This is a genomic window from Rahnella sp. AN3-3W3 (assembly GCF_003263545.1).
Classification (GTDB): Bacteria; Pseudomonadota; Gammaproteobacteria; order Enterobacterales; family Enterobacteriaceae; genus Rahnella; species Rahnella variigena.
Genome location: NZ_JYDG01000062.1, coordinates 1 through 24420, shown reverse-complemented (window position 1 = coordinate 24420; position 24420 = coordinate 1). Strand labels below are relative to the sequence as shown.

Annotated in this window: 20 protein-coding genes; 13 read left to right on the top strand and 7 right to left on the bottom strand. The window is 48.8% G+C overall.

The genetic code is table 11. The annotated features are described in order from the left end of the window. Nucleotides 1-9: 9 nt before the first annotated feature. The 6 genes from UC15_RS16950 to tssB are packed head-to-tail and all read right to left on the bottom strand — an operon-like array spanning nucleotide 10 to nucleotide 6354. On the bottom strand, nucleotides 10-501 hold the full coding sequence (locus UC15_RS16950; RefSeq protein WP_112289529.1) for an Hcp family type VI secretion system effector: 492 nt from the start codon (nucleotides 499-501) through the stop codon (nucleotides 10-12). 32 nt (nucleotides 502-533) lie between these two features. Next, nucleotides 534-2225 (bottom strand): OmpA family protein, encoded by a 1692-nt coding sequence (locus tag UC15_RS16945; protein WP_112289527.1) that lies wholly within the window; start codon nucleotides 2223-2225, stop codon nucleotides 534-536. Further along, nucleotides 2225-2911, bottom strand: a complete 687-nt coding sequence (gene tssL / locus UC15_RS16940; protein ID WP_112289526.1) for a type VI secretion system protein TssL, short form — start codon at nucleotides 2909-2911, stop codon at nucleotides 2225-2227. The genes UC15_RS16945 and tssL overlap by 1 nt, the downstream gene beginning before the upstream one ends. Beyond that, nucleotides 2908-4266, bottom strand: a complete 1359-nt coding sequence (gene tssK, locus UC15_RS16935; RefSeq protein ID WP_112289524.1) for a type VI secretion system baseplate subunit TssK — start codon at nucleotides 4264-4266, stop codon at nucleotides 2908-2910. The genes tssL and tssK overlap by 4 nt, the downstream gene beginning before the upstream one ends. A 14-nt stretch (nucleotides 4267-4280) precedes the next feature. Beyond that, nucleotides 4281-5828, bottom strand: a complete 1548-nt coding sequence (tssC, locus tag UC15_RS16930) for a type VI secretion system contractile sheath large subunit (RefSeq protein WP_112289523.1) — start codon at nucleotides 5826-5828, stop codon at nucleotides 4281-4283. Nucleotides 5829-5859: 31 nt separating this feature from the next. Continuing rightward, nucleotides 5860-6354: a type VI secretion system contractile sheath small subunit gene (gene tssB, locus UC15_RS16925; RefSeq protein WP_112289522.1), complete on the bottom strand. Its 495-nt coding sequence runs from the start codon at nucleotides 6352-6354 to the stop codon at nucleotides 5860-5862. Between the two features lie 875 nt (nucleotides 6355-7229). On the opposite strand from tssB, the gene UC15_RS16920 reads away from it, so the two are divergent. The 10 genes from UC15_RS16920 (at nucleotide 7230) to UC15_RS16875 (ending at nucleotide 20961) form a co-directional block, all read left to right on the top strand. Further along, nucleotides 7230-8777 carry a methyl-accepting chemotaxis protein gene (locus UC15_RS16920; RefSeq protein WP_112289521.1) on the top strand — a complete coding sequence of 516 codons (1548 nt, stop codon included), beginning with the start codon at nucleotides 7230-7232 and terminating at the stop codon, nucleotides 8775-8777. A gap of 320 nt (nucleotides 8778-9097) precedes the next feature. Beyond that, nucleotides 9098-9655 (top strand): fimbrial protein, encoded by a 558-nt coding sequence (locus UC15_RS16915; RefSeq protein ID WP_112289520.1) that lies wholly within the window; start codon nucleotides 9098-9100, stop codon nucleotides 9653-9655. Between the two features lie 59 nt (nucleotides 9656-9714). Further along, on the top strand, nucleotides 9715-10449 hold the full coding sequence (locus UC15_RS16910) for a molecular chaperone (protein ID WP_112289519.1): 735 nt from the start codon (nucleotides 9715-9717) through the stop codon (nucleotides 10447-10449). Beyond that, complete coding sequence (locus UC15_RS16905) at nucleotides 10433-12985, top strand: fimbria/pilus outer membrane usher protein (RefSeq protein WP_232829934.1); 2553 nt, start codon at nucleotides 10433-10435, stop codon at nucleotides 12983-12985. Before UC15_RS16910 ends, UC15_RS16905 begins: the two co-directional genes overlap by 17 nt. A 16-nt stretch (nucleotides 12986-13001) precedes the next feature. Then, on the top strand, nucleotides 13002-14084 hold the full coding sequence (locus UC15_RS16900) for a fimbrial protein (RefSeq protein ID WP_112289517.1): 1083 nt from the start codon (nucleotides 13002-13004) through the stop codon (nucleotides 14082-14084). Nucleotides 14085-14104: 20 nt separating this feature from the next. Then, nucleotides 14105-14857, top strand: coding sequence for a molecular chaperone (locus UC15_RS16895; protein ID WP_112289516.1), 753 nt, complete (start codon nucleotides 14105-14107; stop codon nucleotides 14855-14857). Between the two features lie 234 nt (nucleotides 14858-15091). Continuing rightward, a complete protein-coding gene (locus UC15_RS16890; RefSeq protein WP_112289515.1) occupies nucleotides 15092-16216 on the top strand; it encodes a site-specific integrase in 1125 nt (374 codons plus the stop codon). Nucleotides 16217-16362: 146 nt separating this feature from the next. Further along, complete coding sequence (gene ovoA / locus UC15_RS16885) at nucleotides 16363-18504, top strand: 5-histidylcysteine sulfoxide synthase (protein ID WP_112289514.1); 2142 nt, start codon at nucleotides 16363-16365, stop codon at nucleotides 18502-18504. Nucleotides 18505-19236: 732 nt separating this feature from the next. Beyond that, nucleotides 19237-20004 carry an alpha/beta fold hydrolase gene (locus UC15_RS16880; RefSeq protein WP_112289513.1) on the top strand — a complete coding sequence of 256 codons (768 nt, stop codon included), beginning with the start codon at nucleotides 19237-19239 and terminating at the stop codon, nucleotides 20002-20004. A 135-nt stretch (nucleotides 20005-20139) separates the two neighbouring features. Then, entirely contained in the window at nucleotides 20140-20961 is an 822-nt protein-coding gene (locus UC15_RS16875; RefSeq protein ID WP_112289512.1) for an alpha/beta fold hydrolase, read from the top strand. Nucleotides 20962-21258: 297 nt separating this feature from the next. Here the strand turns inward: UC15_RS16875 and UC15_RS16870 are convergent, their stop codons facing one another. Next, nucleotides 21259-21426, bottom strand: coding sequence for a YhfL family protein (locus UC15_RS16870; protein ID WP_112289511.1), 168 nt, complete (start codon nucleotides 21424-21426; stop codon nucleotides 21259-21261). Nucleotides 21427-21932: 506 nt separating this feature from the next. Here UC15_RS16870 and UC15_RS16865 point away from each other — a divergent pair. The 3 genes from UC15_RS16865 to UC15_RS16855 all read left to right on the top strand — a co-directional run. Next, nucleotides 21933-23441: a tannase/feruloyl esterase family alpha/beta hydrolase gene (locus tag UC15_RS16865; RefSeq protein ID WP_232829933.1), complete on the top strand. Its 1509-nt coding sequence runs from the start codon at nucleotides 21933-21935 to the stop codon at nucleotides 23439-23441. Nucleotides 23442-23612: 171 nt separating this feature from the next. After that, nucleotides 23613-24230, top strand: coding sequence for a TetR family transcriptional regulator (locus UC15_RS16860; RefSeq protein WP_112289509.1), 618 nt, complete (start codon nucleotides 23613-23615; stop codon nucleotides 24228-24230). After that, nucleotides 24223-24420, top strand: a 198-nt coding sequence (locus UC15_RS16855) for a multidrug efflux SMR transporter (RefSeq protein ID WP_232829932.1), incomplete at its 3' end; no start/stop codon positions are given. The genes UC15_RS16860 and UC15_RS16855, both read left to right, overlap by 8 nt.

Sequence of the window (24420 nt, the reverse complement as noted above, 5' to 3'; positions counted from 1 at the left end):
TGTGGGGTGTTACGCGGTAGTACGTTCGTTCCAGGAATCGGAATGAATGATGTTGCCGTCTTTGTAGGTCCAGGTGATTTTTTCGTAACGCAGCTCGATCATTTCGAGGTGGTTATGTTTTTCAAACGCCGGGTCTTTGATGTCGTTCATTTTTGGCGCGACTTTCACCAGTTTGACGTTTTCCAGTTTGGTGTTGAAATACTCCACTTCCTGGCCAGCGTCATTGATGCGATACCATTTGAACTCTGCGGATTTCAGGGTCTGGCCGGTAGTCACCGCTTTGTACAGGTACGGGCTGGAAGAATCGATTTCTTTGGTAAACAGGAACGGGGTGTGAATACGAGTACCCGTCAGTTTGCCGGTGTTGTTATCGGTCGGGATATACAGGTTGTGATCCTGTGCCACCACTTCGATGCTGCCTTCGCGATCTTTAACGTCTACGGAGCCTTTAATGTCCGCACCGCCGTCGTCTTTCAGCCACAGATAAACAGGAATTGCCATGGGTAGTTCTCCATTTCTAAGGTAAACATTCATCAATCATTTGATGAACTTGGGGTTGCTGTTGCCTTGCAGGCGTCTGCCTGTGGCACCAGACTGATTTCGACACGACGGTTAGCCGCACGGCCTTCCGGGGTATCATTTGAAGCAATAGGGCGTGTTGCGCCATAACCCTGAACGGCAAAGCAGGTCGGGGAGACATCGCTGGTTGAGAGCATCCAGTCACGTAATGACTCGGCACGTTTGAGCGACAATGTCTGGTTGGCTTTCGCGTCACCGGTAATGTCCGTGTGTCCGGCCACCACAATCAGCCAGCCTGGTTTGGCCTTGATATCGACCAGCGCATTCACCAGCATTTTGAGTGAGCCCGGTTTAAGCTCGTACTGGCCCGTGTCAAATAGTGACAAGGCGTCGAGACGCACGGTTTTAGGCAATACTTTTTCGACGGGTTGAGGTGGCGCTGGGGGCGGGACATAGCTTTTGATTGCTGCCATCAGAGGCAGACGCAGGCGTTCCCCCTGATAAAGACCCAGACTAAGACGCACCGGCTCACCATTACGGAACCAGTCATCAAGCTGTGCGGCATCGCGTCGTAATATCTCCACCGCTTTTGCCTTTAGTGCGTAATCTTTCATCCCGATACTGTCGTAATGGCGGATATCGAAAGCCACACGATGCAGAAGCTGGCGGTTATGCCAGGCACTGCTGCACAGCGCGGCAACCAGCGTGACGGTCAGCAGGGTGACACCATGGCGTAAAGTACGACGACGAGATGACACGCCGCTGCCGGAAGGCAAGACAGTAAAGATAAAGTCAGGGAAGGTTTGCAGACTGTTATCAACGCTCTCTTCGGGATGCCATCCGGCGACTTGTTTCAGAGATGTGTGTACGCTAAGCCATTGTTGCCAGAGCGAGGCGGACACAATACCCCTCAGTCCGCCGACCTGATGCAGGACAACCTGTTGCGGAGAAACACAGGCGACATCATCGTTACGCGCCTGCAATGCAGGCAGCACGTACGCATTCAGCCAGTTATTTTGCTGGCCGAAGATGACGGTCTGTTTCACCCGTTCAGCCTGCAGGGCAGTGCCATCCTCACGCTGCCAGTTTGCCAGCGTTTCCGGCGTGGTTACTGTCGGCCATAGCGTTACCGACCGATCGTTTTGTTGCGATAACCAGACAGGCGCGTCTGTAGCGGCGGTGGCAATCGTGCTACTCAGAAGCAGAGGAAGTGGGCGGCGAATATCCTGGCGTAACTGCGCAAGCTGCCAGCGCAGCTCATACAGGCAGGTGGTGAGTTCGCGTTCGTCGCTGTGCTGCTGAGGATTTACTGTCACCATGACGGCCAGCTGTTTCGCCCACTCGGGGCGCTGCCACAGCAACTGTCGGGCAAATTGCCGCAGAGAATTGCTTTCGTCGACCCGTAGCCAGCAACCCTGAGCAGTCAGATGTACGTGATCTGTGCCAAACAGCGATGCCAGATCGTCGCCGCAGACCAATACGACTGGCAGGCGGTATTTCTCCGGCGGAAGCCCGTCGAAGTGCTTTTCTGCAAACTCTGAATTTTGCTTTTGACCCGCACGCCATATCCCAACAAGGCAGATGGTCACCACCAGTCCGAAGGTTGGCCAGCGCATCACGGTTGAAAAAGGCAGGAGAGTCAGACAAAGAATGCCAGCCAGAATACCCGCCCATAGCCATAAACCACGTCGCCACATAGGACTCATTACACGGACCCCGGCAACAACGTTGTCAATAATCCGGACAGCCAGTGGTACAGTCCGCACCACAGCAAGGCGACAATCAGTCCTGCGAGTCCAAGGCGTACCGGCCAGTAACGTAACCCTATGCCGAGGCGATGACGGGAAGACGCCATTGCCAGAACAGGACGGGATGACGCAAAGCTAAATGCAGGTACAAGCGCTGTAAGTTGCTCAACCAGCTGTTCGCGCTCGGTCACTGCCTGCGAGGCATAACCGCCGAGAAAACCCAACATCAGTACCCGGTGAAAACAGGTAAGTACTGCCATGTCGGGTGCGGGTTCCCGCAGCACGGTACGCATCCGTTCATACAGCTGGTTACCCGCATCAAGTGATTTGAAGAAGTACGCCTGTAGCGGAGAATTACACCAGACAAAGTAAGCATCATCCTGGATGCTGCGGCCTTTAACGGTCTCATCCAGAATGGCGCACTGGGCATACATGATGTGCTGACAGTTTTGTTCACTGACGTCCCCCTCTTTCAGCGCCTGTTGCACGCGTTCTATATCAGTCACACAGCGCTTCCAGAGGATTTGCCCTTCCCCTTCAGGGCAGTTCATTCCCTGACGCAGGCTGATAACCTGCAACCAGGTATCCGCGAGCAGGGCATCGATATCAACAGCCTGTGTTGTCATTCTCATGGATTGGCTCATGCGCGTAACACCGCAAACAGTTCAAGCTGAATGTCGCCCAGCGTGCCAGGCACATAGAAGACACAGGTGCCCGCTTCCATCATTTGCTGCGCTGCAGGATGGGTGAGATCCAAAGAGAAATACTGATTTTCCAGACGAAGCGGAATGGCGGCAGGAACATGGCTCAACGGGCGCAGCGGAATACCGCTCAGTGCCACATTGACGACGTTACCGACATCATCCGGTGCACCGACTTTACACAGTTGCGGGAACTGGGTTTGCAGTTGGGCAGAAGACAGGGTAGAGCGCACGGACAGATAGAAATCGACCTCTTCGCGTTCGCGCAGGCGGGGATCGTGCAGGGCTGCACGCCACTGGTTAATGCGGGGTTGATGTACCAGATCTATGGCGACAACGCGCGACGGCAGGCTGGCTTCCAGCAGGATATTCAGCAAGGTAAACAGCGGCGGGAAGACCGTAGTCAGGCTACGATGCTGATAGGCCGGAATAGCGGCGACGTCATGATCCAGGGAAAAAGTCAGCAAGTTTCCAGCAAGACGAGCCAGCTCCTGGTAAAGGCGCTCAGGATGAACCTGGGGGTTGCGCTGGTAATTGCCCAGCACGGGCTCTGCACCGTTAAGTGCATTCAGTAGCCAGAACAGGGACACATCGGCAACTGCAAAGTCTGCCATGCGCGCATTGCTTTCACGGCGCATTCCCATCAGGCGTTTTAAACGCGCCCTCAGCTGCACCATCAACAGTTCGAGCTGCTCTGTACACCAGTGGCTGGCCTGAAGACTCAGCAAAGGTGGGATAAAGTTCGTATCTTGTATCCACCGTCCCTGGGCATCACGCAGCAGACGTGCCACCGGACAGATCTGATAGTCACCGTTTTCCTGAATATCCAGTCGCAGCGTCAATTCATGCGACATGACAGCGACCTGTTTTTTGTCATCGCCATACTGGTTTTGGACATCCCGCCAGGCCTGACGATAGCGTACCGGACGTTCAGCCCATTCATCGGGCTGCAGGCAGTTTCCGCCATTCGCGTAAACTTGTGGCAACGCCAGCATCACAATTGCTTCATTGGCGTCTGCCGGTAAGTTTGCCGACAGGGTCAGCGTTGGCGGCAGTAAATCTGCACAGTCGGTATCGACCAATATGCCATCCTGAAAACGGACATGCAGCCGCTCAGCTTTCAGACGTCCTTGTGCCAGCGCATCCTGTTCAAAGGTCGCATGAAGCACACCCCACGGGTGAAGTATGCCCATTTGCGCAATACATTCGTTTGTCCAGGCCTCAAAAGAGGCCTGTTGTTGAAACTGCTGTGGAGACACGAGGATTCCTCGTGTCCACAGCGGACGTTGAATCTTCATCGTGCCTCCGGGCTTCAGGCTTTCGCTTTAGGCATCTGAGAAACCAGTGACAGATTCACGTCCATCCCTTCCACCTGGAAGTGCGGTACGGCGTACAGTTTCACGCGGAAGAAGCCCGGGTTGTCTTCGATATCTTCTACGGTCACTTTGGCGTCACGCAGCGGGTGAGAGGCTTGCAGGTCATCGCCCGGATCGGTCATTTCAGTGACCAGCGTGCGGATCCAGGTGTTCAGTTCAAGTTCCAGCAGGCGGCGGTCTTTGGTGGTGCCGATGTTTTCACGCTGAATCAGCTTCAGATAGTGCGCGATGCGTGACAGCAGGAAGATGTACGGCAGACGCGCATTGATGCGGCTGTTTGCTGTGGCATCAGCAGTGTCATACAGCGCCGGTTTCTGTGCGGAGTTGGCGGAGAAGAAGCAGGAATAATCGCGGTTTTTGTAGTAAGACAACGGGATGAAGCCCAGGTTGGCAAACTCAAACTCACGGGTTTCAGGGATCATCACTTCTGACGGGATTTTCACCTGATTGCCGGTGCCGAGGTCATACAGGTGGATCGGCAGGTCAGTCACCGCACCGCCAGCTTGCGGGCCACGGATTTGCACGCACCAGCCGTTTTTGATGAAGCTTTTCACCATGTTGGCTGCAAACGAGAACGCTGCGTTGGTCCAGAGATACTTCTCGTGATCCGGACCTTTCACCTCTTCGACATAGTTGAAGCTGCGAACCGGAACGGTATCCGGGCCATACGGCAGACGACCCAGCACGCGCGGCATAGTCAGACCGATATAGCGTGAATCGTCGGAATCGCGGAAGGATTTCCACTTGATGTATTCCGCACGGTCAAAGTAGTTGCCGATGTCTTTAATCGCAGCCACTTCTTCCATGGAATCTTTCAGGAAGAATTTAGGACCGACGGCGCCAACGAACGGCATGTGCGCAGCAGCGGATACTTTAGAAATGTTACGCAGCAGTGCGACATCCTGGGCTGACGCATCAAACTCGTAGTTGGAAATCACAGAACCGATTGGCTCGCCGCCCGGTGTGTCATATTCCTGAATGTAAGTGTGACGGTACAGGCCGCTCTGGATGATTTCAGGGCAATCTTCGAAGTCCTGACGCAGGTCGTCTTTAGAAACGTCCAGCACTTCAATTTTGACGTTCTGGCGGAAATCGGTGCGGTCAACCAGGAACTTCAGACCACGCCAGCCGGATTCCACTCGCTGAAAATCAGGGTGATGCATCACAGCGTCGAGCTGACGGCTGATCTGATTGTCCAGTTCTGCAATATGGTGATCGAGCAGCGTTTTATCCAGACGCTCAACGGTCTGGCCAGATTGTTTCAGACGCTCAAGGAAGACCTGAACGGCTGCCGTCACGCGCTGATCGGCTGTCACATCAGCCAGGGCAGCGGTGTCCTGGAAATCATTCAGGTCGCCCAGTGAAGTCACCGGCGTCAGATTGATTTTATCAAACAGGGAAGCGTAAACGGTGCCCGCTTCAGGGCGTTCAAGAACAGTAGTCTGGCTTGAAGAAGAGTTTTCAGTATTGACTGACATAAGCATTTTCTCGCATTAATCCGTTAAGTGGAGGCCGTTATGCCTTGGGTGCCAGAGCGTTCAGTTCACTGCGAAGCTCATTGCTCAGGGACGGATCTTTAAGAATGGTTTCGAGTTCTTTGCGGAACGTTGCGTTGTCCAGAAGATTGGATTTGAGATCACGCAGCAGATTGCGCATGGCCAGCATGGCGCGCAGTTGTGGGATCTGACGGGCAACCTGCTCGGGTTCGAAATCTTTCATTTCGTTGAAGTTCAGAGAGATGTTTTCTTCGCTATGATCGCCAGCCAGCGTATTTTCAACGGTCAGATTAAGTGAAGGGCTGAACTCAGCCAGAACGCTGTTAAAGTTATTTTTATTGATGTTAACTTTTTCGCGTTCAGACAAAGGTCGGTCTTCTTTGCCATTGCTGTAGTCTCCCATTACCATTAATTTTAAAGGTAATTCGACTTTCTTCTGTGCGCCGCCCGTGTGGAGATCTAATTTAATATTAACGCGGGCTTTGGGGATTTCTTCCTGAAAACTATTAGACATGCCTATCCCTTACTGTGGAGTGATAAACGCTGCCAATGAATCTGAAAAATACATTGAGGCTGGCAACCCTGCCATAAAAATTTTTCCATGACGCATCATAATAACGTGCGAATAACTTCAGGGTCACAAGCGAGCTGATATTTTTCGGAGCATTTCGCAGTGTGTATTGAATTTATCTGAAAAAGTAAAATTTCAGATAAGTACCTGTCGCTGGCATTTTAGAAACATTAGTGATTCTATTGAAAATCATTATTTGTAACTAAGTATTACATCGCTTGGATCGCAGGATAACGGATCATCATATTGAAATATAGGAATTTTCCCTCAATTCCCGCGCAGGCGGCATGGGATAAGGCATTGAGGAAGATCGGTTTGTAGAAAAAACAATAAAAGCGCAAATTTCATTAGGATTAATAATGCAGAAAACACAGGAAATATCTGAAGTGAATTTATTTCATGAAAGTTTTTTCATTTTGTTGCGAGGGTTGATTAATAGGATTTTTCATATTTTTTTATAGGAATATTCATGTGTTGAATGATTGTTCATTTTGTATAAGGAGGGTGATATGAGTCTGGAACATCTATTTTAGATATTACTTAAGACTTTTCCTCCAAGAATAAATAACTTTACAGTTTCAATGTAAGAGAGTGGAGTGCTGTTTTCATTTACTTAAAAGTATAAGAAAATTTGTTAGTTTTATGCTGTGTCGGCAGTTGAAACCGCCTCTTCAGTGCAAGGCGGTATCAGATATAGCTAAAAATTTGATAGCGGGCCGATCACCGTCTGTTAAATTCCTGATAGGGTGAAGCAGTCATTAAACCTTTTAAGCCAAATGCCGATAAACAGATCCTTGCTCTGTTTTGAGAATCTACCGATGTCGCTTAAAAAGTCCTCTTTACTTGTTCTTGTAGTTCTTTTCGCTCTCTTTTTCACCAGTATGCTGTCAAATATCTGGTTGCTGACCCAAAGCAATCATTCTCTCGATGATGTCAACAAGGAGATCCGGGTGGTTCTGTCCGTGATTGATCCTATCAATCACAGCCGCACCTCGCGCGTTCGCGTCATGGAGTATATGAAGGAAATTGAAAGCGGCAATGGTCAGCAAACCGGCGCTGCGCTCGACGGCGTCAATGAGGTCATCGTGAAGGCCGATGCCGCATTTCAGGCCTATATAGATGCACCTAAACTGCCGGGTGAGGATGAACTGGCCCAGGCATATCGCGCCACGTATCTGGAATATCGTCAGAACGGAATACAGCCGCTGATCGATGCCGCTAAAGCGGGTGACCAGCCGCGGTTTAAAGCACAAATCCCGACAGTCATAAAACTCGATCGACAGTATGAAATCGTACTAGATAAAGTGCTGGCGCTGCACGAGCAGTACGCCAGAAATCTCAACAATAATGCGCAGGATAATTTCAAATTCGGTATCTGGCTGACCATCGGTTTTGGTCTGCTATTCCTGATCATCATTATTGGCGTGGTGATTTTGCTTAAACGTTTCGTTCTGACGCCGCTTCTGAATTCCCGCGATCATTGCCGCCAGATTGCCGAGGGTTATCTCGATACCCCTGTGCCGGTCAATGCCCGGTCACGCAGTGAAATTGAAGAACTGATGCATTCTATTGAGCATATGCGACAGTCGCTGACCCGGATTATCGGGCAGGTACGCGACACCAGTCATACCGTTGCTCATGCATCACAGGAAATTTCGGCTGGGAACATTGATCTGGCTTCCCGCACCGAACAACAGGCAGCAGCACTGACACAAACCGCGGCCAGCATGGAAGAACTTGGCGCGACCGTAAAACAAAATACCGAGAATGTTACCCGTGCAAGTGGCCTGACACGTGAAGCCGTTAAAAATGCGCGTGCAGGTGAAAAGGTGGCACAGGATGTGATCGGAACGATGAGTCGTATTAACAGCAGCTCTAAGAAAATCGAAGACATAACAGGCGTCATCAACAGCATTGCGTTCCAGACCAATATTCTGGCACTCAATGCGGCGGTTGAGGCGGCACGTGCCGGCGAGCAGGGGCGTGGATTTGCGGTGGTTGCCAGCGAGGTCCGCAGTCTTGCGCAACGCAGTGCTGTCGCAGCGAAGGAAATTGAAAGTCTGATCTCTGAATCCGTTGCCAATATAAAGGAAGGATCTGAACAGGTATCCCGTACCGGGGATTCTATCTCGGCAATTATTTCTTCCGTGACTCAGGTTGATGTGCTGATGGAACATATCTCGACCGCATCTGATGAGCAAAGCCGTGGGATAAGCCAGATTGAGCAGGCTGTGACCGAAATCGACGGCGTAACTCAGCAGAATGCGGCGCTGGTGCAAGAATCCGCAGCAGCAGCTGCCTCACTTGAAGAGCAGGTGTTATATCTGACGCGGTCTGTCTCGGCCTTCAGGTTGGCGACAGCGTAACATAGCCCATCAGTTCAGGGTGTTTGCACGCAAATACCCTGACGACTAATTTGATTATTATATTTTTATGACCGAGTATATTTTGAATGTTATTAGGAGAACTTTTTATATAAATAACTATTAATTAACCCCCCCCAAAAAATTAAACTCTGCCTATTCAAGTAACTTGTATTGCTTATCATAATTTTCGGTATATGATGCGTGACGTTAATAATGAACTTCTGTATATATTTATCTGTCGGATTGATGAAAGACTTATTATATATTGATGCCATCATTATTAGCTAGTGATCAATCCTTACGTATATAGGGAAGTGCATATGTATAATACTAAACACGTCATACCCATGCTTGCGTTAGTCATAACATCTACGTTTGCTGCGTCGGCAATGGCGGTCGATGGAACTATTACTATTAATGGCAAGGTAACAGATACTACCTGTTCAATTGCTGTTAATGGTGGAAGTGAGGATGCGACCGTGACATTACCTACTGTTTCAGCAAACAGTTTGAAAGCGCCGGGGGAAACTGCCGGTGCGACACCTTTTAATATCTCACTGACAAGTTGTTCAGGTACGGCTTTAGGCACGGCAAGCACTTATTATGAACCCGGTACTTATGTTGATAGTGCCACCGGCCGTCTTAATATAGATACCACCGCGTCGGATGCAGCAAAAAATGTTCAGGTTGAATTATTAAATGCCAGTATGGAGTCAATAGTCGCCGGATCTCCGGTAACAGATGGCCAAAATGATATTCCGGTTGATATCAGCGCTGGCAGCGGGACATTGAATTATTTCGCCCGCTATTATGCCACCGGAGTTTCAGAAGCAGGAACAGTGACCACGCAAGTTGATTACACCATGACATACGAGTAACCGATAAAAAGGGGTGAAGCAGGAATTTCACCCCTGTTTCAATAATGAGGAACTCAGGGATGTGTAAGTCTATATTCATCAGTATTATTTTAACCTGCTTCTTTTCCTGTAAAGCGTATCCGGAAGTTGTCATTAACGGAACGCGGATTGTGTTCCATGCTCAAGATAAAGAGTCAGTAATACAATTAATGAATAAGGGTAAAAAACCCTATCTGGTACAAATGTGGATGGATAATGGCAACCCGAAAGCCCGGCCCGGTGAAGTCAATGTCCCATTTATTGTCAATCCTCCTGTCATTCGCATCGATCCAGAGAAAGGTCAGGCGATACGGCTGATGGCACTGAACGGGCATTTACCACAGGATCGGGAATCGCTGTTCTGGTTTAATCTTTTGGAAGTGCCTCCAAAGCCGACACAGAGGATTCAGGCAGGTGATAATGTATTGCAAATGGCATTTCGTACCCGGGTTAAGTTGTTTTACCGACCAGATAACTTAGTACCTTCGCCACTTCAGGCTTATAAACAGTTAAAAGTATCAGTGATTGGCAACAAACTAACAATTATCAATCCTTCACCTTACTTTATCACTTTCAGTAAGCTGGAAGTCAGACACTCAAAAACATCACCGGTACTTTCCCGTGTGGAAAATTTTACGAAGAGAATGGTTGAGCCTGAAAGTGAAATAGAATTCAGTCTGAAGTCGAATGAGAATAAAGATATACGGGGCGAAAAGTTATTCTATAGCATCATAAATGATTATGGCGGGGAATCAGTCAATGAACAGATATTATGAAATGATATCTGGCTCGCTTAAAAATTCATTCACCATGGCGATATTAAGAAGAACAGCTTGGTCTGCACTGCTGTTCTCTCACGTCGTCTGTTATGCAGGTTCTGATACGGTTATTTTTAACAGTGCATTTATGCGGTCAGCAATAGACGTTAATGATTATGCGCAAGGAAACCCTGTACTACCCGGAATACATCGGGTTGATCTGTATATAAATGAGAGGTGGAAAGGGCGTGCAGATGTTAATTTTTCACTTCCGGATAATCAATCAAAAATAGCCCATGCGTGTTTCAATATAAAATTGCTATCAGAGTTGGGTATTGATAGTGAAAGACTCGATGAAAAAGTCGTTTATCAGCTTAAAGATCCCCATCAATGTGCTGATATTAATAAATTGCTTCCCGGACTCGATGCCAGTTATGATGTTACCACTCAACATCTTAATGTGACAGCGCCGCAGATCTATTTACTTCGCCATGCCAGAGGGTATGTCAGCCCCGAACTTTGGGATAAAGGTATCACAGCGGCAACATTAGAATATGATTATAACGCCTATTATTCAGAAATGTCAGAAACGCAAAGTATCTCTACTCAATATCTCGGACTTCTCGGTGGTATAAACTGGGATGTCTGGCGTTTGCGATATAAAGGGTCTTTTAACCAGAGCGATGAAAATGGATGGGAATATGATAACGCCAGCACTTATCTCGAACGTGCGATAGTGCCGATACGCAGTATGCTGGTGATCGGTGAATCTATGACGGAAGGACAGGTCTTTGATAGCGTGGGGTTTCGCGGGGCCATGCTGGCATCCGATGACCGGATGTATATGGACTCGCAGCGCGGATACGCACCGGTGATCAGTGGCGTGGCGAATACTACGGCATTAGTTCAGATTTCACAGCGCGGCACGCGTATTTATGAAACCACGGTTCCACCTGGCCCGTTCGTCATAGATGAACTGTATCCGACAGGCACTGGAGGAGATTTGCTGGTCACAGTGAAAGAAGCGGATGGCAGCGAGCGTAGTTTTACCGTGACCTATGCGTCGATCGCTGAACTATTAAGGCCAGGGACAACCCGCTACACACTGATGAGCGGGACTTATCGTAATTCGACCGCGAATGAAAAACCCCTGATTGTGATGGGCACTATACGGTACGGTTTTACCAATCTGATCACGGGTTACGGAGGTGTATTAGGGGGAGGAGAGTATCAGTCGGTGGCCGGGGGGATTGCACTGAATACTTTGCTGGGCGCGATATCTTCGGATATCACTCATGCCCGTACTCAGTTACATAACGGAATCTCAAAAGAGGGGCAAAGTTACAGTTTGGCTTTCTCAAAAATACTGCCAGTGGTGAACACGAATATCACGCTGGCAAATTATCGTTATTCAAGCGCCGGTTACTACATTATTGATGATGCAATGTTGATACGGGACCAGCAAACCTCTGCCGGAAACGCTTTTTATTCCAGCAGTATCAATCGTAAAAATCGTGTGCAGATCAGCGCAACACAGGATTTGTCGGAGGTCTGGGGAACATTGAATATCAGTGCAAGCACCCAGGATTACTGGAACAGAGGCGGGCGTGATACTGAATACCAAATGGGATACACCAACACTTTCTCATGGTTCAATTTGAATATTAATGCCAGCCGTACCCGGGATCTGGTGAAAAATATCTGGGACAACAAAATTGCCTTAGGCATTTCACTACCTCTGGGTAGCAGCGCAAATTCGGCTTATTTCAATTCAACCTATGTACAGGAACGTGATCATCAGGGGATTCAGAATTCGGTCTCGGGTTCCGCTGGCGATGAGCGTCAATATACTTACAGTGCTTTCGGCAATGCAGATCATTATTCATCGATGGGTAACCGCAATACCGCAGGCGCCAGTGGGAACTGGAATTCACCTTATACCCGGTTAGGAGGAAGCTTTTCAGCCGGACAAGGCTACCAGCAGTATGGGGCAACGCTTTCCGGCGGCGCAATTGCTTACGGAAATGGTGTGGTGTTCACGCCGATAATGGGCGACACCATGGCAGTTGTGGAAGCGAACCATGCCAGCGGCGCGAAAGTGGCGAATAATTCAAGCCTGGCTTTGGATAAATCAGGTAAAGCCGCAGTGCCTTATTTAACACCTTATCGGCAGAATAGCATCGAACTGGATCCAAAGGGGCTTTCCAATGATATTGCTCTCGACGTCACCCGCCAGAATAGCGTTCCGACGGCCGGTGCGGTGGTGTTGTTGAAATATGAAACGGATTTTGGTTATTCCGCTTTGTTGCAAATCAGCTCGGTTCGTAACGAGGAAATTCCGTTTGGCACGCCTGTTACAGATGAGAAGAACGAGAGGGTTGGATATATCGCACAAGGAAGCCAGAGTTTTATTCGGGTAAAAAATAGCGAAGGGAAACTAAATGTGAAATGGGGAAGTTCGCCGTCGCAACAATGTGAATTATTGTACCAGCTGCCCGCTGATAATCCGTCAGAGGAAGATAATCTCAGGCGTGCGAACGTGGTGTGCCAGTAAAAAGGGTAGAAATGTTATGGCAAAAATTTTCAGGTCAATCCTCTTTATCGCGTTCGCCGGTATAAGTCATCCGGTATGGGCGGATGGTACGTGGGTTAATTGCAACCGGACAAGTTCCTATTACCAGTATTTCTCTTCAACCACCATTCAGATTGGGAAAGATGCTGTTGTGGGAGATCTACTGGGCGGGTGGATAACATCATCAGATCCGAGCGTGTGGACTTGTGCGCAAAGAAGTTCCTCTCAGACGATTTCACCGCAACTCGCGGTTCAGGGTTATCCTCCTTACCCCATCTGGAATACGACGACGACAGAAGGCCAGGCCTACAGCGTTTATAAGTCAACGGTGAAATCCGGACTGGGGTACATCGCCCGCTGGCGTTATACGGTGAAAGGGCAAACCAGTGCCTGGTATCCGCTGACTGTAGCTGGTGGTATTTATCAAACACCAGCAGAACTCTTCCCTGTCACCTACGACAGCGGACGTTCATTTAATATCGGGGTTGATGTACAAATTCGTTTTGTAAAGACAGCAAATACGCTGACTGCGGGTACTACGCCTGTTTTTGATCCGATGTATACACGGCATTACCAGTTTTACAACGGTGCTTCCAGCACTGGTGGGGGTACTTATATGATTGCAGAGTTTCTTGCGGGTGGGCTGGTCATTAATACCACGGGAGGCACCTGTACAACACCTAATGTGGATGTGACACTCCCGCCAGCCGCGCGGTCTGACTTTAGCGGTCCAGGCTACACAACATCCAGAACAGACTTTAAGCTCAATTTCACGCAATGTCCTGCTGGGCTGGCCAGCATCAGTTATTCGTTTATGCCAACAACAACGATTAAAAATAATTCACAGGGAGTGTTTGCGCCGGACAGTACTTCAACGGCAAGCGGCGTCGCATTGCAAATGCTCACGGATCAGGACATTCCCGTGACGTTCAATACGGATTATCTGCTGACCAGTTATGATTCAGGAACGGCCAATACAAATTACTCTGTTCCTCTCAGGGCAGGTTTGTATCAAACAGAGAATACTGTATCTTCCGGCAATGTGAGTGGTTCAGTAACTTTTACGCTGAAATACAAATAACTAACAAAAATATTTTTTCTATGAAAATCCTATCTTCATTACCCTGTTTTATTTTAGCTTCAGTATTATTTTGGACAATGACTACAGAACAGGGAATAGGTGAAACTTACATTAACCGAACACGGTTAATATTCAGCCAAAAAGCAAATGATGAGTCCATAAGCATTATCAATGAAGGGTCGAAACCTGCACTGATGCAATTATGGATTGATAAAGAAGAGCCTGAAGAAAAACCTGAGCATATTTATGTTCCCTTTGTTGTCTTGCCGCCAGTAGCAAGGCTTGAGCCAAAAAGTTCGCTGGGTATACGTGTATTGTTTACCGGTAAAGGGCCTACCCTTACGGCTGATTCGGAGTCCTTGTTTTGGCTGAATGTTCTTGAAGTTCCGCCGAAAATGCCAGTGTCGGAGGATAACCCTGTGTTACAAATGGCCATCCGCACCAGAATTAAAATTTTCTATCGTCCCAATACTCTGGGAGATATAACCAGCAGTGACGCGGTAAAAAAATTACATTTTTCATACGTCAAAGATTGCAATAAGTCCCGACTCCAAATTGAAAATCGTTCACCGCTGTACGTGACGCTGACACAAATAAAATATGGAGAAGCGCATTGGGAAAATAATTTACCTCATGACGGAATGATCGCACCATTCAGCCATATCAGTCTCCCTGTTATTCAATTTACTCACAGCCGAAAATTGTCGATGACCGTCAGTTACATTGATGATTACGGTGTCACAAGTGAATATCAACCTGCAGAAATTGAATAAAACAGAAGCGATTATCCAGTGACCTGCATCAGGATAACTGGACTGCTTGTCCAGTTTGTAGGTTTTTTAACCCGTCAATGACGTTATAAATCCTTCTGCTAACTCCTTTATTTTTCCTTATAGATTGCCGCAGTGACTCCAGACTTAATAGGTCTGGAGTCATAAACCTTTTGCCTAAGATCCTATGACTTGTTATAAAACCGCCCTGTGATTTTTTCAGGTGAAATAGGGCTGATGAGCAACGCGGTATCCGGAACGATCAACGAAACACATTTTGCTGCCGAGAATGTTGGCCGGCATGTGCTTGCCTATCTTCAGAATGTGAAAATGACGCCGCTCGCAAAGCTGGATGATTTTGACGAAGAGGGTAACGCGACGGTCGGGCAGGTGATCAATGTCTGGATCCGGCTTTCATTGATCCTGACACGCCGTCGTCCGGAAATTGCCGTTTCCTCTTTAATGAAACATGTCCTGCCGGTGATTGGCGATGTGCCACTCAACAAAATTACCCGCCTGCGTCTGAATCGCTTATTCAATGTGTTGTTAGCGGACGGAAAAATTTCCGAAGCCAAAAGGGTATTTGCCCTGTGTAAGCAATTTTTTGGCTGGGCGGAAACGCAGGGATATCTCGCACATTCGCCCTTGAGTTCCATGAAACGCCGTGACGTCGGGGGAAGAAATACGCCGCCCCGCGAGCGGGCATTAACCGATGCTGAAATCTGGATTTTCTGGCATGGTCTTGATTTATGGGATATTTCGGAACAATGTCGCTGGGCGCTACGCCTTTGTTTACTGACTGCCAGGCGTCCGGATGAAATCGTACGTGCCAGAAAAGAGGAGTTTCACCTGCGAATTGGCGTCTGGCGGCAGGGCACGCGTAATAAATCAGCCCGCGATCATAGCCTGCCCCTGACATCTTTAATGGTGACCTGTGTGGAAGCATTGTTGGCGGCCAGTCCAAAAAATAGTCCGTGGCTGGTTCCGTCGCCGCTTGATGCACAAAAACCGTTATCGCGGGGCGCCGTCACTCAGGTAATCCGCCGTATGTTACGTGCAGAAAGAGGGCTGGGCATTGAGCCATTTGCAACACGGGATTTGCGCCGGACGGCCAGATCCAAATTATCCTCCCTGAATGTCCCTAACGATGTTGCCCGTAAAATCATGAATCATTCGCTCGAAGGTATCGACCGTGTTTACGATACCCACGACTATCTGCCGCAAATGAAAAAGGCGCTGGAAGCATTTTCTGACAATATTCAGGGCATTATCAGCGCGCCGGATTACTTCGATTTGCGCCATCAATTTGAGGGTGAATCCCTGCAAGTTCCTGCGATATCGCTGCTTTATATGGAAAGATAGGCTTTTTTTTCGAAATAGAAATATCTGCAATTTTTTGTGATTTAACGATTAACAGACCGGCCCGCACGCGCCGGAAATAAGCCGCTGATATCAGCTGCTACACTTGAGTATTGATTTGGCGTTGCCAGAGGACAGAGGAATTAATGATGCTTTCACAACCAGAGAACGCAAACGGCTTGCCGGAACCGACGCAGACAGTTTTACTAAGCACAGGAACGGCGGAACAAAAACGTCAGGAAATACGTGATTACTATATTCAGACCTGGGAACTGTATGAAAGCCTGTTCGATTGTCTGGCGGACGAACGCGCTTACTTCAACAAAGCGATTACCCTGCGCCATCCGCTGATTTTCTATTTTGGTCATACCGCCACTTTTTATATCAACAAGCTTATGGCGGCAGGTTTAATTCCTGAGCGTATTGATTCCCACATCGAGGCAATGCTGGCGATTGGCGTGGATGAAATGAGCTGGGACGATCTCGACGATCAGAACTATCACTGGCCATCTGTCGCCAATTTACGGACATATCGCAACAAAGTTCGCGAAGAAGTGCTCGCTATTATCGATACGATGCCGCTGAGTTTACCGATCGACTGGAGCAGCCCGGCGTGGGTGATCCTGATGGGTATCGAGCATGAACGCATCCATCTTGAAACGTCCAGCGTACTGATCCGCCAGTTACCGGTGGAATGGGTCAAACCTCAGGCACACTGGCCTGCCTGTGAACTGGCAAGACATGACCGGAAAACGGTGCCTGAAAACGAAACAGTAGCCGTTAAAGGTGACGTTGTCACACTAGGTAAGCAGGACGACACGTACGGCTGGGACAACGAATACGGCACGTCAGAGCATAAAATTCAGGCATTTAGCGCCAGTAAAATGCTGGTGAGCAACGCCGAATTCTATACTTTCGTCGAGGCGGGCGGCTACCAGAATCCTGAATGGTGGGATGAAGAAGGTGCAGGATGGCGTGAGTTTGCGCAGGCAGAAATGCCGACATTTTGGGTCGGTTCGCCGCGTGAACCTGAGCAACTAAAATTACGTCTGATGACTGAAGAAGTGCCGATGCCGTGGGACTGGCCTGCAGAAGTCAATCAGCTTGAAGCGGCGGCATTTTGTCGCTGGAAAGCGAAACAAACCGGTGAATCTGTTCAGTTGCCGACCGAAGCAGAATGGATGATTTTACGTAATCAGGTGCCTGGCGATCAGCCAGACTGGCAGACTGCGCCGGGTAACATCAATCTGGCCTGTTGGGCTTCTTCTTGTCCGGTAGATCATTTCGCACAGGGCGATTTTTACGATATTGTCGGGAACGTCTGGCAATGGGCATCAACCCCCATCAGCGGGTTTGATGGTTTCCGTGTGCATCCGTTATATGACGATTTTTCGACGCCGACTTTTGATGGTAAACACTCGATGATCAAAGGTGGAAGCTGGATTTCGACCGGTAACGAGGCATTGAAATCTTCCCGTTACGCGTTCCGCCGTCACTTCTTCCAGCATGCAGGTTTCCGTTATGTGGTGTCCAGTCATCAGGAACAGATCACGGTGAATCCGTATGAAACCGATGGTTTGGTGGCTCAGTATCTGGATTTCCAGTACGGTCCGCGCCACTTTAACGTGCCAAATTACGCCGAACAACTTGTTGATATAGCTGTAAAAAATGTCAGTCAGAAAGGCAGGGCGCTAGATATCGGCTGTGCGACCGGCCGCGCCAGTTTCGAGCTTGCACGTCATTTTGATGCTGTCGTGGGCATGGATTATTCCGCGCGGTTTATCGATGTCGCTCTGGCTTTGGCGAGAGGCGAAGCTTGTCGTTATGTGATCCCGGAAGAGGGTGATCTGGTCGATTATTGTCAGGCGACGCTGACAGAGGTAGGGATCAATACGCAGCAGACAGAACGTGTCAGTTTTGTGCAGGGTGATGCGTGCAATCTTAAACCGCAGGCTGAATTGTATGATTTGGTTCTGGCGGCAAACCTGATTGACCGTCTGCGTGAACCGGCGCGGTTCCTGAAAGATATCACACCAATGATTCGCTCAGGCGGATTGCTGATGCTGTCATCGCCGTATACCTGGCTTGAAGAATTCACTCCAAAAGAGAACTGGGTAGGGGGTTTCCGCGAGAACGGTGAAGCAGTGACTACCCATCAGGCATTGCGCCGCCTTCTGGCCAGTGATTTTGAGGAAATTCAGCAGCCAAAAGATGTGCCATTCGTTATCCGGGAAACTGCTAGAAAATTCCAACATACCGTGGCGCAGTTGACGATATGGCGTAAACGATAACACGCTTTTTGAGAACTCAGGCGTCGCTATGCGACCGCTTTTTCATGTCTTCGGAGATCATATTGGCAAGAGCTGGTGTTCATTCTCTGATAGACAGATAGTTAAAATGAAGCTGAATTAGTCACTGTTGTTGATGTTTGAAACAATTAGAATGTTGTAACTAAAGCCATGGATTAAACCATTTACCCTTCAACCAACAGCGGGCTCGCGTCACACTAGCTTTGAAAGCAGCCGCTCTGGTTCAGCGCCGCCGTCAGACTGTCGAAGGTTGGCGAACCGCTGGACCACAAAGTAGAATCGGGCCAACGGCTGTGTGAAAAAGAGTGGGGATCTTCGCGAACTCTCGCGCTTTGGTGTTCGTGAATTCACAAATACTCAGGCAGCTTGGGCAAGGAAAGCCGACTAAGTGCATCATAGATACGTGAACAAACGCAGTTGAACAAGCATTAAAATTAGTGGGTTATCTCATCGTGACAGGTAACCGCAATGAGAAGGTGCCTGCGAAGGTAAGATGAAAAAGTTTTATTAATTACCTGTAGACGACTGGTCTAATAGCTGTTAGCTTACACACATGGCACGGCGACTACGCGACAGAGCACAACAGCCGTTCCGGTATAAAGAAACAGCACGCAGAATTGGCCTGAATAGCAGGTACGGGTAAATTTTTTATTTAAGAGATAACTAGACGACCGGTCTAATTCAACAATCAATTTTAAATACAGGAAATTAATCATGTTTAAAAAATCATTGACTACTCTGGCTTTAAGCCTGGTTTTGTCTGTTTATGCTCAGTCTTCAATGGCGGCGCCGGTAAAAAACATCGTTCTCGTACACGGTGCTTTTGTGGATGGTTCAGGCTGGGATCCAGTGGCCCGCATTCTGAATAAAGCGGGCTACAAAGTGTCGATAGTTCAGGAGCCGCAAACCTCGCTGGCTGATGATGTCGCGGCGACTCGACGCGTTCTGGCATTACAAAGTGGTAAATCACTGCTGGTTGGCCACAGCTACGCCGGGATGATCATCAGTGACGCGGGAAATGCCCCCTCTGTTGCCGGTCTGGTTTACATCGCAGCGTTTCAGCCTGAGCAAGGTGAATCATTGCTGAGTCTGGCCAAAAAATATCCGCCAGCCGCTCAGTCAATTACTGAAACGCCAGATCATTTCCTTTATATCAAACCGGAAAATTTCCACGCTGACTTTGCCGCTGACTTTGCCGCTGACTTGCCCGTCAAAGAGACAAATTTGTTGGCGCAATCTCAAGTCATGACCGCAGTAGCAGCATTCGCTGCCCCGGCAGGCGTTCCGGCATGGAAAACGAAGCCTAGCTGGGCCGTCGTGGCGACGCAGGATCGTGCTATTAATCCAGAACTGGAGCGCTTCATGGCTAAACGTGCGCACAGCACCGTCACTGAATTGAAAGGCAACCATGCCATTTACGCATCACAGCCGGAAAAAATTGCGGCGGTGATCGAGAAAGCGGCAGAAAGCTTATCTCAGTAAACACCAGGTAAACGCTTTCCTGGGCAGTCATTCTTTCAATGACTGCCCAGTGTAAAAATCAATATACGAAGAAAAAAACCTTTAAATCAACTGCTCCGCCCATGAGGCGCTGCCAACAGAAAAGAGAATAAAGAGATGAAAACTATTCAGGTGAAAGACGGTTCTAAGATTGCATATAAAGACTTTGGTAAAGGACAAACCATTATTTTCTCCCATGGCTGGCCATTATCAAGTGATGCATGGGACGCGCAAATGTTGTTCTTCGGTCAGCAGGGGTTCCGTGTCATCGCTCACGACCGCCGCAGCCATGGCAACTCGAGTCAGACGTGGGACGGCAATGATATGGATACCTACGCTGAAGATTTATCATCACTCATCGAGCAGTTAGATCTCCACGACGTTGTTCTGGTTGGGCATTCGACCGGCGGCGGTGAAGTCGCACGCTATATCGGTACGTATGGCTCGGCACGCGTCAGCAAAGCAGTACTTATCGGCGCAGTACCTCCGGTTATGCTGCAAAGCGAGAACAATCCTGGCGGTCTGCCTGTGGAAGTGTTTGATGGCATCCGTGCTGCGGTCGAAAAAGACCGTTCACAGTTCTACAAGGATTTGACCACGCCGTTTTTCAACTACAATCGTTCCTCAGAGACGCCTTCTGATGGTGTGAGAGAAAGCTTCTGGCTTCAGGGAATGAAGGGAGGGATTAAAGGTCAATATGACTGTATTAAACAGTTCTCTGAGGTTGATTTCACTGATGACCTTAAGAAAATCGATGTGCCAACCCTGATCATGCATGGTGATGACGATCAGATCGTTCCGCTGGCCGACTCTGCCATTCTGTCCGCGCAACTCGTCAAAGATTCGCAGCTCAAGGTCTATCCAGGATTTGGCCACGGGATGACAATCACCCAAGCCGGGACGATTAATGAAGACCTGCTGCGATTCATTGAAGAGTAATACGATGTGGAGAAATCTACCAATAAGCTCTACTAAAATGGAATGTTTATAACTTGCCTGCAGACGACTGGTCTACGTTTAGATTGTTAATCTAAAATTCAGGAAGTTTATTATAAGAATTGTCATGAATTAAGAAGTTTGCTACATAACTGTTGACGAAGATTAGCGGCAACGCTCTATAAGGCAGAGGGTACCAGCGGTGTCTGCTGAACGTTTTAAGAAAGTATTAAGAAACAAGCGTGTTGTTATATAAATGCCGGGCATCATCGCCCGGCATATTTTACACTGAAAATAACATTATTTATCAGTCGGGCCACAACCACCGATCATTTTAGAAATTGAAATGGCAGGGTGAAGTAAGTACATGTAATCACAGTTCTTTTCTTTATTATAAACGCTACCAGTACAACCCGAAAGCGTAGAGACCACAGCAGCCAGGACAAACAACTTGACTAAAGACTTCATGTAAAATTCCTTTTCAAAAAAGTTGATTAATATTTATCGCACTCGCAACCAGGCGAGCGGCAGCAATATACCTTTAATTACCAATAAGAGACAAATTAAAAATTAGTTTTATTCCATTCATCATGCCAATATTAAATACACACGCAGCCATATCATTCATTAAAATGATAACTCACAGTGGATATATTATTTTAATTACAGAGCACCTGGCATATACACATAAAAAACAGTTCTAATCATAAATAATGAGGCTATTACACCTGAGTTCATTTGTTTGCGTGATGAGATGTGTGTGCCATATCCAACATGTCGTGAGTGACTATTTCCTCCTCGGAGGGCTGTTTTAGCAGATCATTTAATGACAAACTGCCACTTTTACGCAATGGGATAACAGCTGTCTGATGAATGCGCGTTTTTGTACTTTTTGTTTTGCGTTGTTCTTCGCTAATTTGTTCTCAGCAAATGTAGCCGAAGCGTCCCCGGCAGGTATAAACCAGTCGCAATGTGTGGCCCTAAAAAATTCCCGCATCGATGCTGCCAAAATAGGTTTACCAACCCGCGGCGCGCTGGTGACCAATGTTGCGATGGCAGGTCATCCCGGTAATCAGCACTGCAAACTCGAAGGACTGATTAAACCCATTGATGTGACAGCACCTGATATTAATTTTCAGCTTTACCTGCCCCTCATATGGAATGGTAAAGCCCTGCAACTCGGCGGCAGCGGATTCGACGGTGCCGTTAAGGATGCGGATACTGCCCGGCTGGCGCCAGCCGCTACACCCGGCGCGCTGAAACAAGGTTACGCGACTTTTGGCAGCGATTCCGGGCATCAGGGCGGCGTATCCGATGCGTCTTTTGCTCTCAACCAGGAAGCCTGGGATAATTTTGCCGGTGCTCAGATTAAGAAAACCCACGATGTCGCGGTCGCACTCATCACACAAGCTTACGGTAAAAAACCCTCGCGCCTGTATTTTCAGGGCAATTCTCAGGGTGGACACGAAGCACTTGCTGCAATTCAGCGCTTCCCTCTCGACTATGACGGCGCGATCGCCATTCATCCGGTTTACAACGTCGTCGAATTGCACATGGCGGGTATCCGTATCGGGCAGGCAATTTACAACACGCCGGGTGCGTGGATTTCACCGGCAAAAGCCGCGCTGATTGCCAACGCCGTGACCGGTGCCTGCGATAAACTGGACGGTCTGGCCGACGGCGTGGTCGCCAATCCTGATGCCTGTAGTGCGACATTTAAAATTGCGCATCTGCGTTGTCCGCAGGGCAAAGATACCGGGTCAAATTGTCTTTCAGACACGCAAATAGCGCTGGTCGACCTGCTGAATAAGCCCGTACAACTTGGCATAAACCTGCCTACCGGCGATCACTTTGCGCCATGGCCGATATTACGCGGTGCTGACGCTTCCGCGCTGGTCAGCGTATTTGGCTCCGGCGCAGACAAGCCGAAACCCGAAGCCACAAATATCATTATTTCCTTTCCTTATATGATGGGCGATCAGGCCGTCCGTTATGAAGTCATGCGTGATGCAGATTATGACTCCCTGGGATTCGATCCTGCTGCACACCAGGCGCGCCTCAAAGAACTGGCCTCGCAAGTCGATAACGCCGATGCGAACCTCCGCACCTTTGTGCAACATGGCGGTAAGTTACTGCTGATGCACGGTACCGCAGATATGGCAGTACCACCGGGGAATACCGTGGCGTATTACGAAAAACTGAAAGCGGAATTCGGCGAGAAAGAGCTCCGTCAGTTTGCACGCTTCTACCTGGCACCCGGCTTTACCCACAGCAGCGGAGCTTTTCGTGCGAGCTGGGATTCACTCGGCACGCTGGATAAGTGGGTCGATCATGGGATCCCACCCGGACAACAAGTTATGATTGATGTCAACAAAGCGACGGCTGGACGCGAAATGCCCTTATGTGATTACCCGTTGTATCCGAAATATAACGGGCAGGGTGATATCAGGTCAGCGTCGAGTTTTGTGTGTACTGATCAGTAAGTGGCCTGAACCATCAGGCTGCTGTCATTTTCGGCGAGTACAATTTTCACTGAGATTGCAAGACATTTACCTATATAAAATCACAGGTGAATGAACGTTCTCAAAAAATCTTGAACATCCGTCCAAGTCTTGGCATTATCCTCATCTGCCTACTCTGCTTCGGATTTTTCAGTGGTCTACCTGTGTAAAGAAGCCCGCCGCAATACCATTCTGGAAGCTGCTGCGCGAATTGCCCGCCGTGAAGGACTGGCCGCGACCACCGTTCGTCGAGTCGCGCAAGAAGCCGGTGCGGCCACCGGTCAGGTTCATCATCACTTTTCCAGCGCCGCTCAGTTGCGGGCTCAGGCCTATACGCAGGTGATGAAAATTCTCAAAGCCCAGCTTGAGGAAAAATCTGTGACGCTGACAGCCCGCGAACGGTTAAACCTGTTGCTGGTTGATCCGCAAGACGAAGAATCTCTGATGGCGATCCCTCTGTGGCATGAAGCCATGTTGCTGACCGAGCAGGAGCCGCTGATGAAAGCTGCATTTGCGCTTTCAGTGTCTGACTGGCATCAGCTGGTGTCTGATGCCATCAGCTTTGGCAGGAAGAAAGGGGAGTTTGTGCAGGGCGAATCGCCGGAGCATATTTCCTGGCGTCTGATTGGCCTGAGCAGCAGCATGGATGCCATGTCGCGACTGGAAACTCTCGGACTGAGCCCGACATGCGCGCAATACAACCTCGGCCGCGCCATTGAAAATGAGCTGTATGCTCATAACTCTTGCAGTAAGGAAACGACAGATGTTTAAAACATATTTGCTTCTCGGACTGGCTATTGTGGCGGAAGTCATCGCGACCAGCAGTCTGAAAAGCTCGGAAGGATTCACCCGTTTATGGCCAAGCGTCGTTACATTGCTGGGCTATACGATTGCCATCTTCTTATTATCTCTGACTCTGAAAACCCTGCCGACCGGTATTGCTTATGCCATCTGGTCCGGC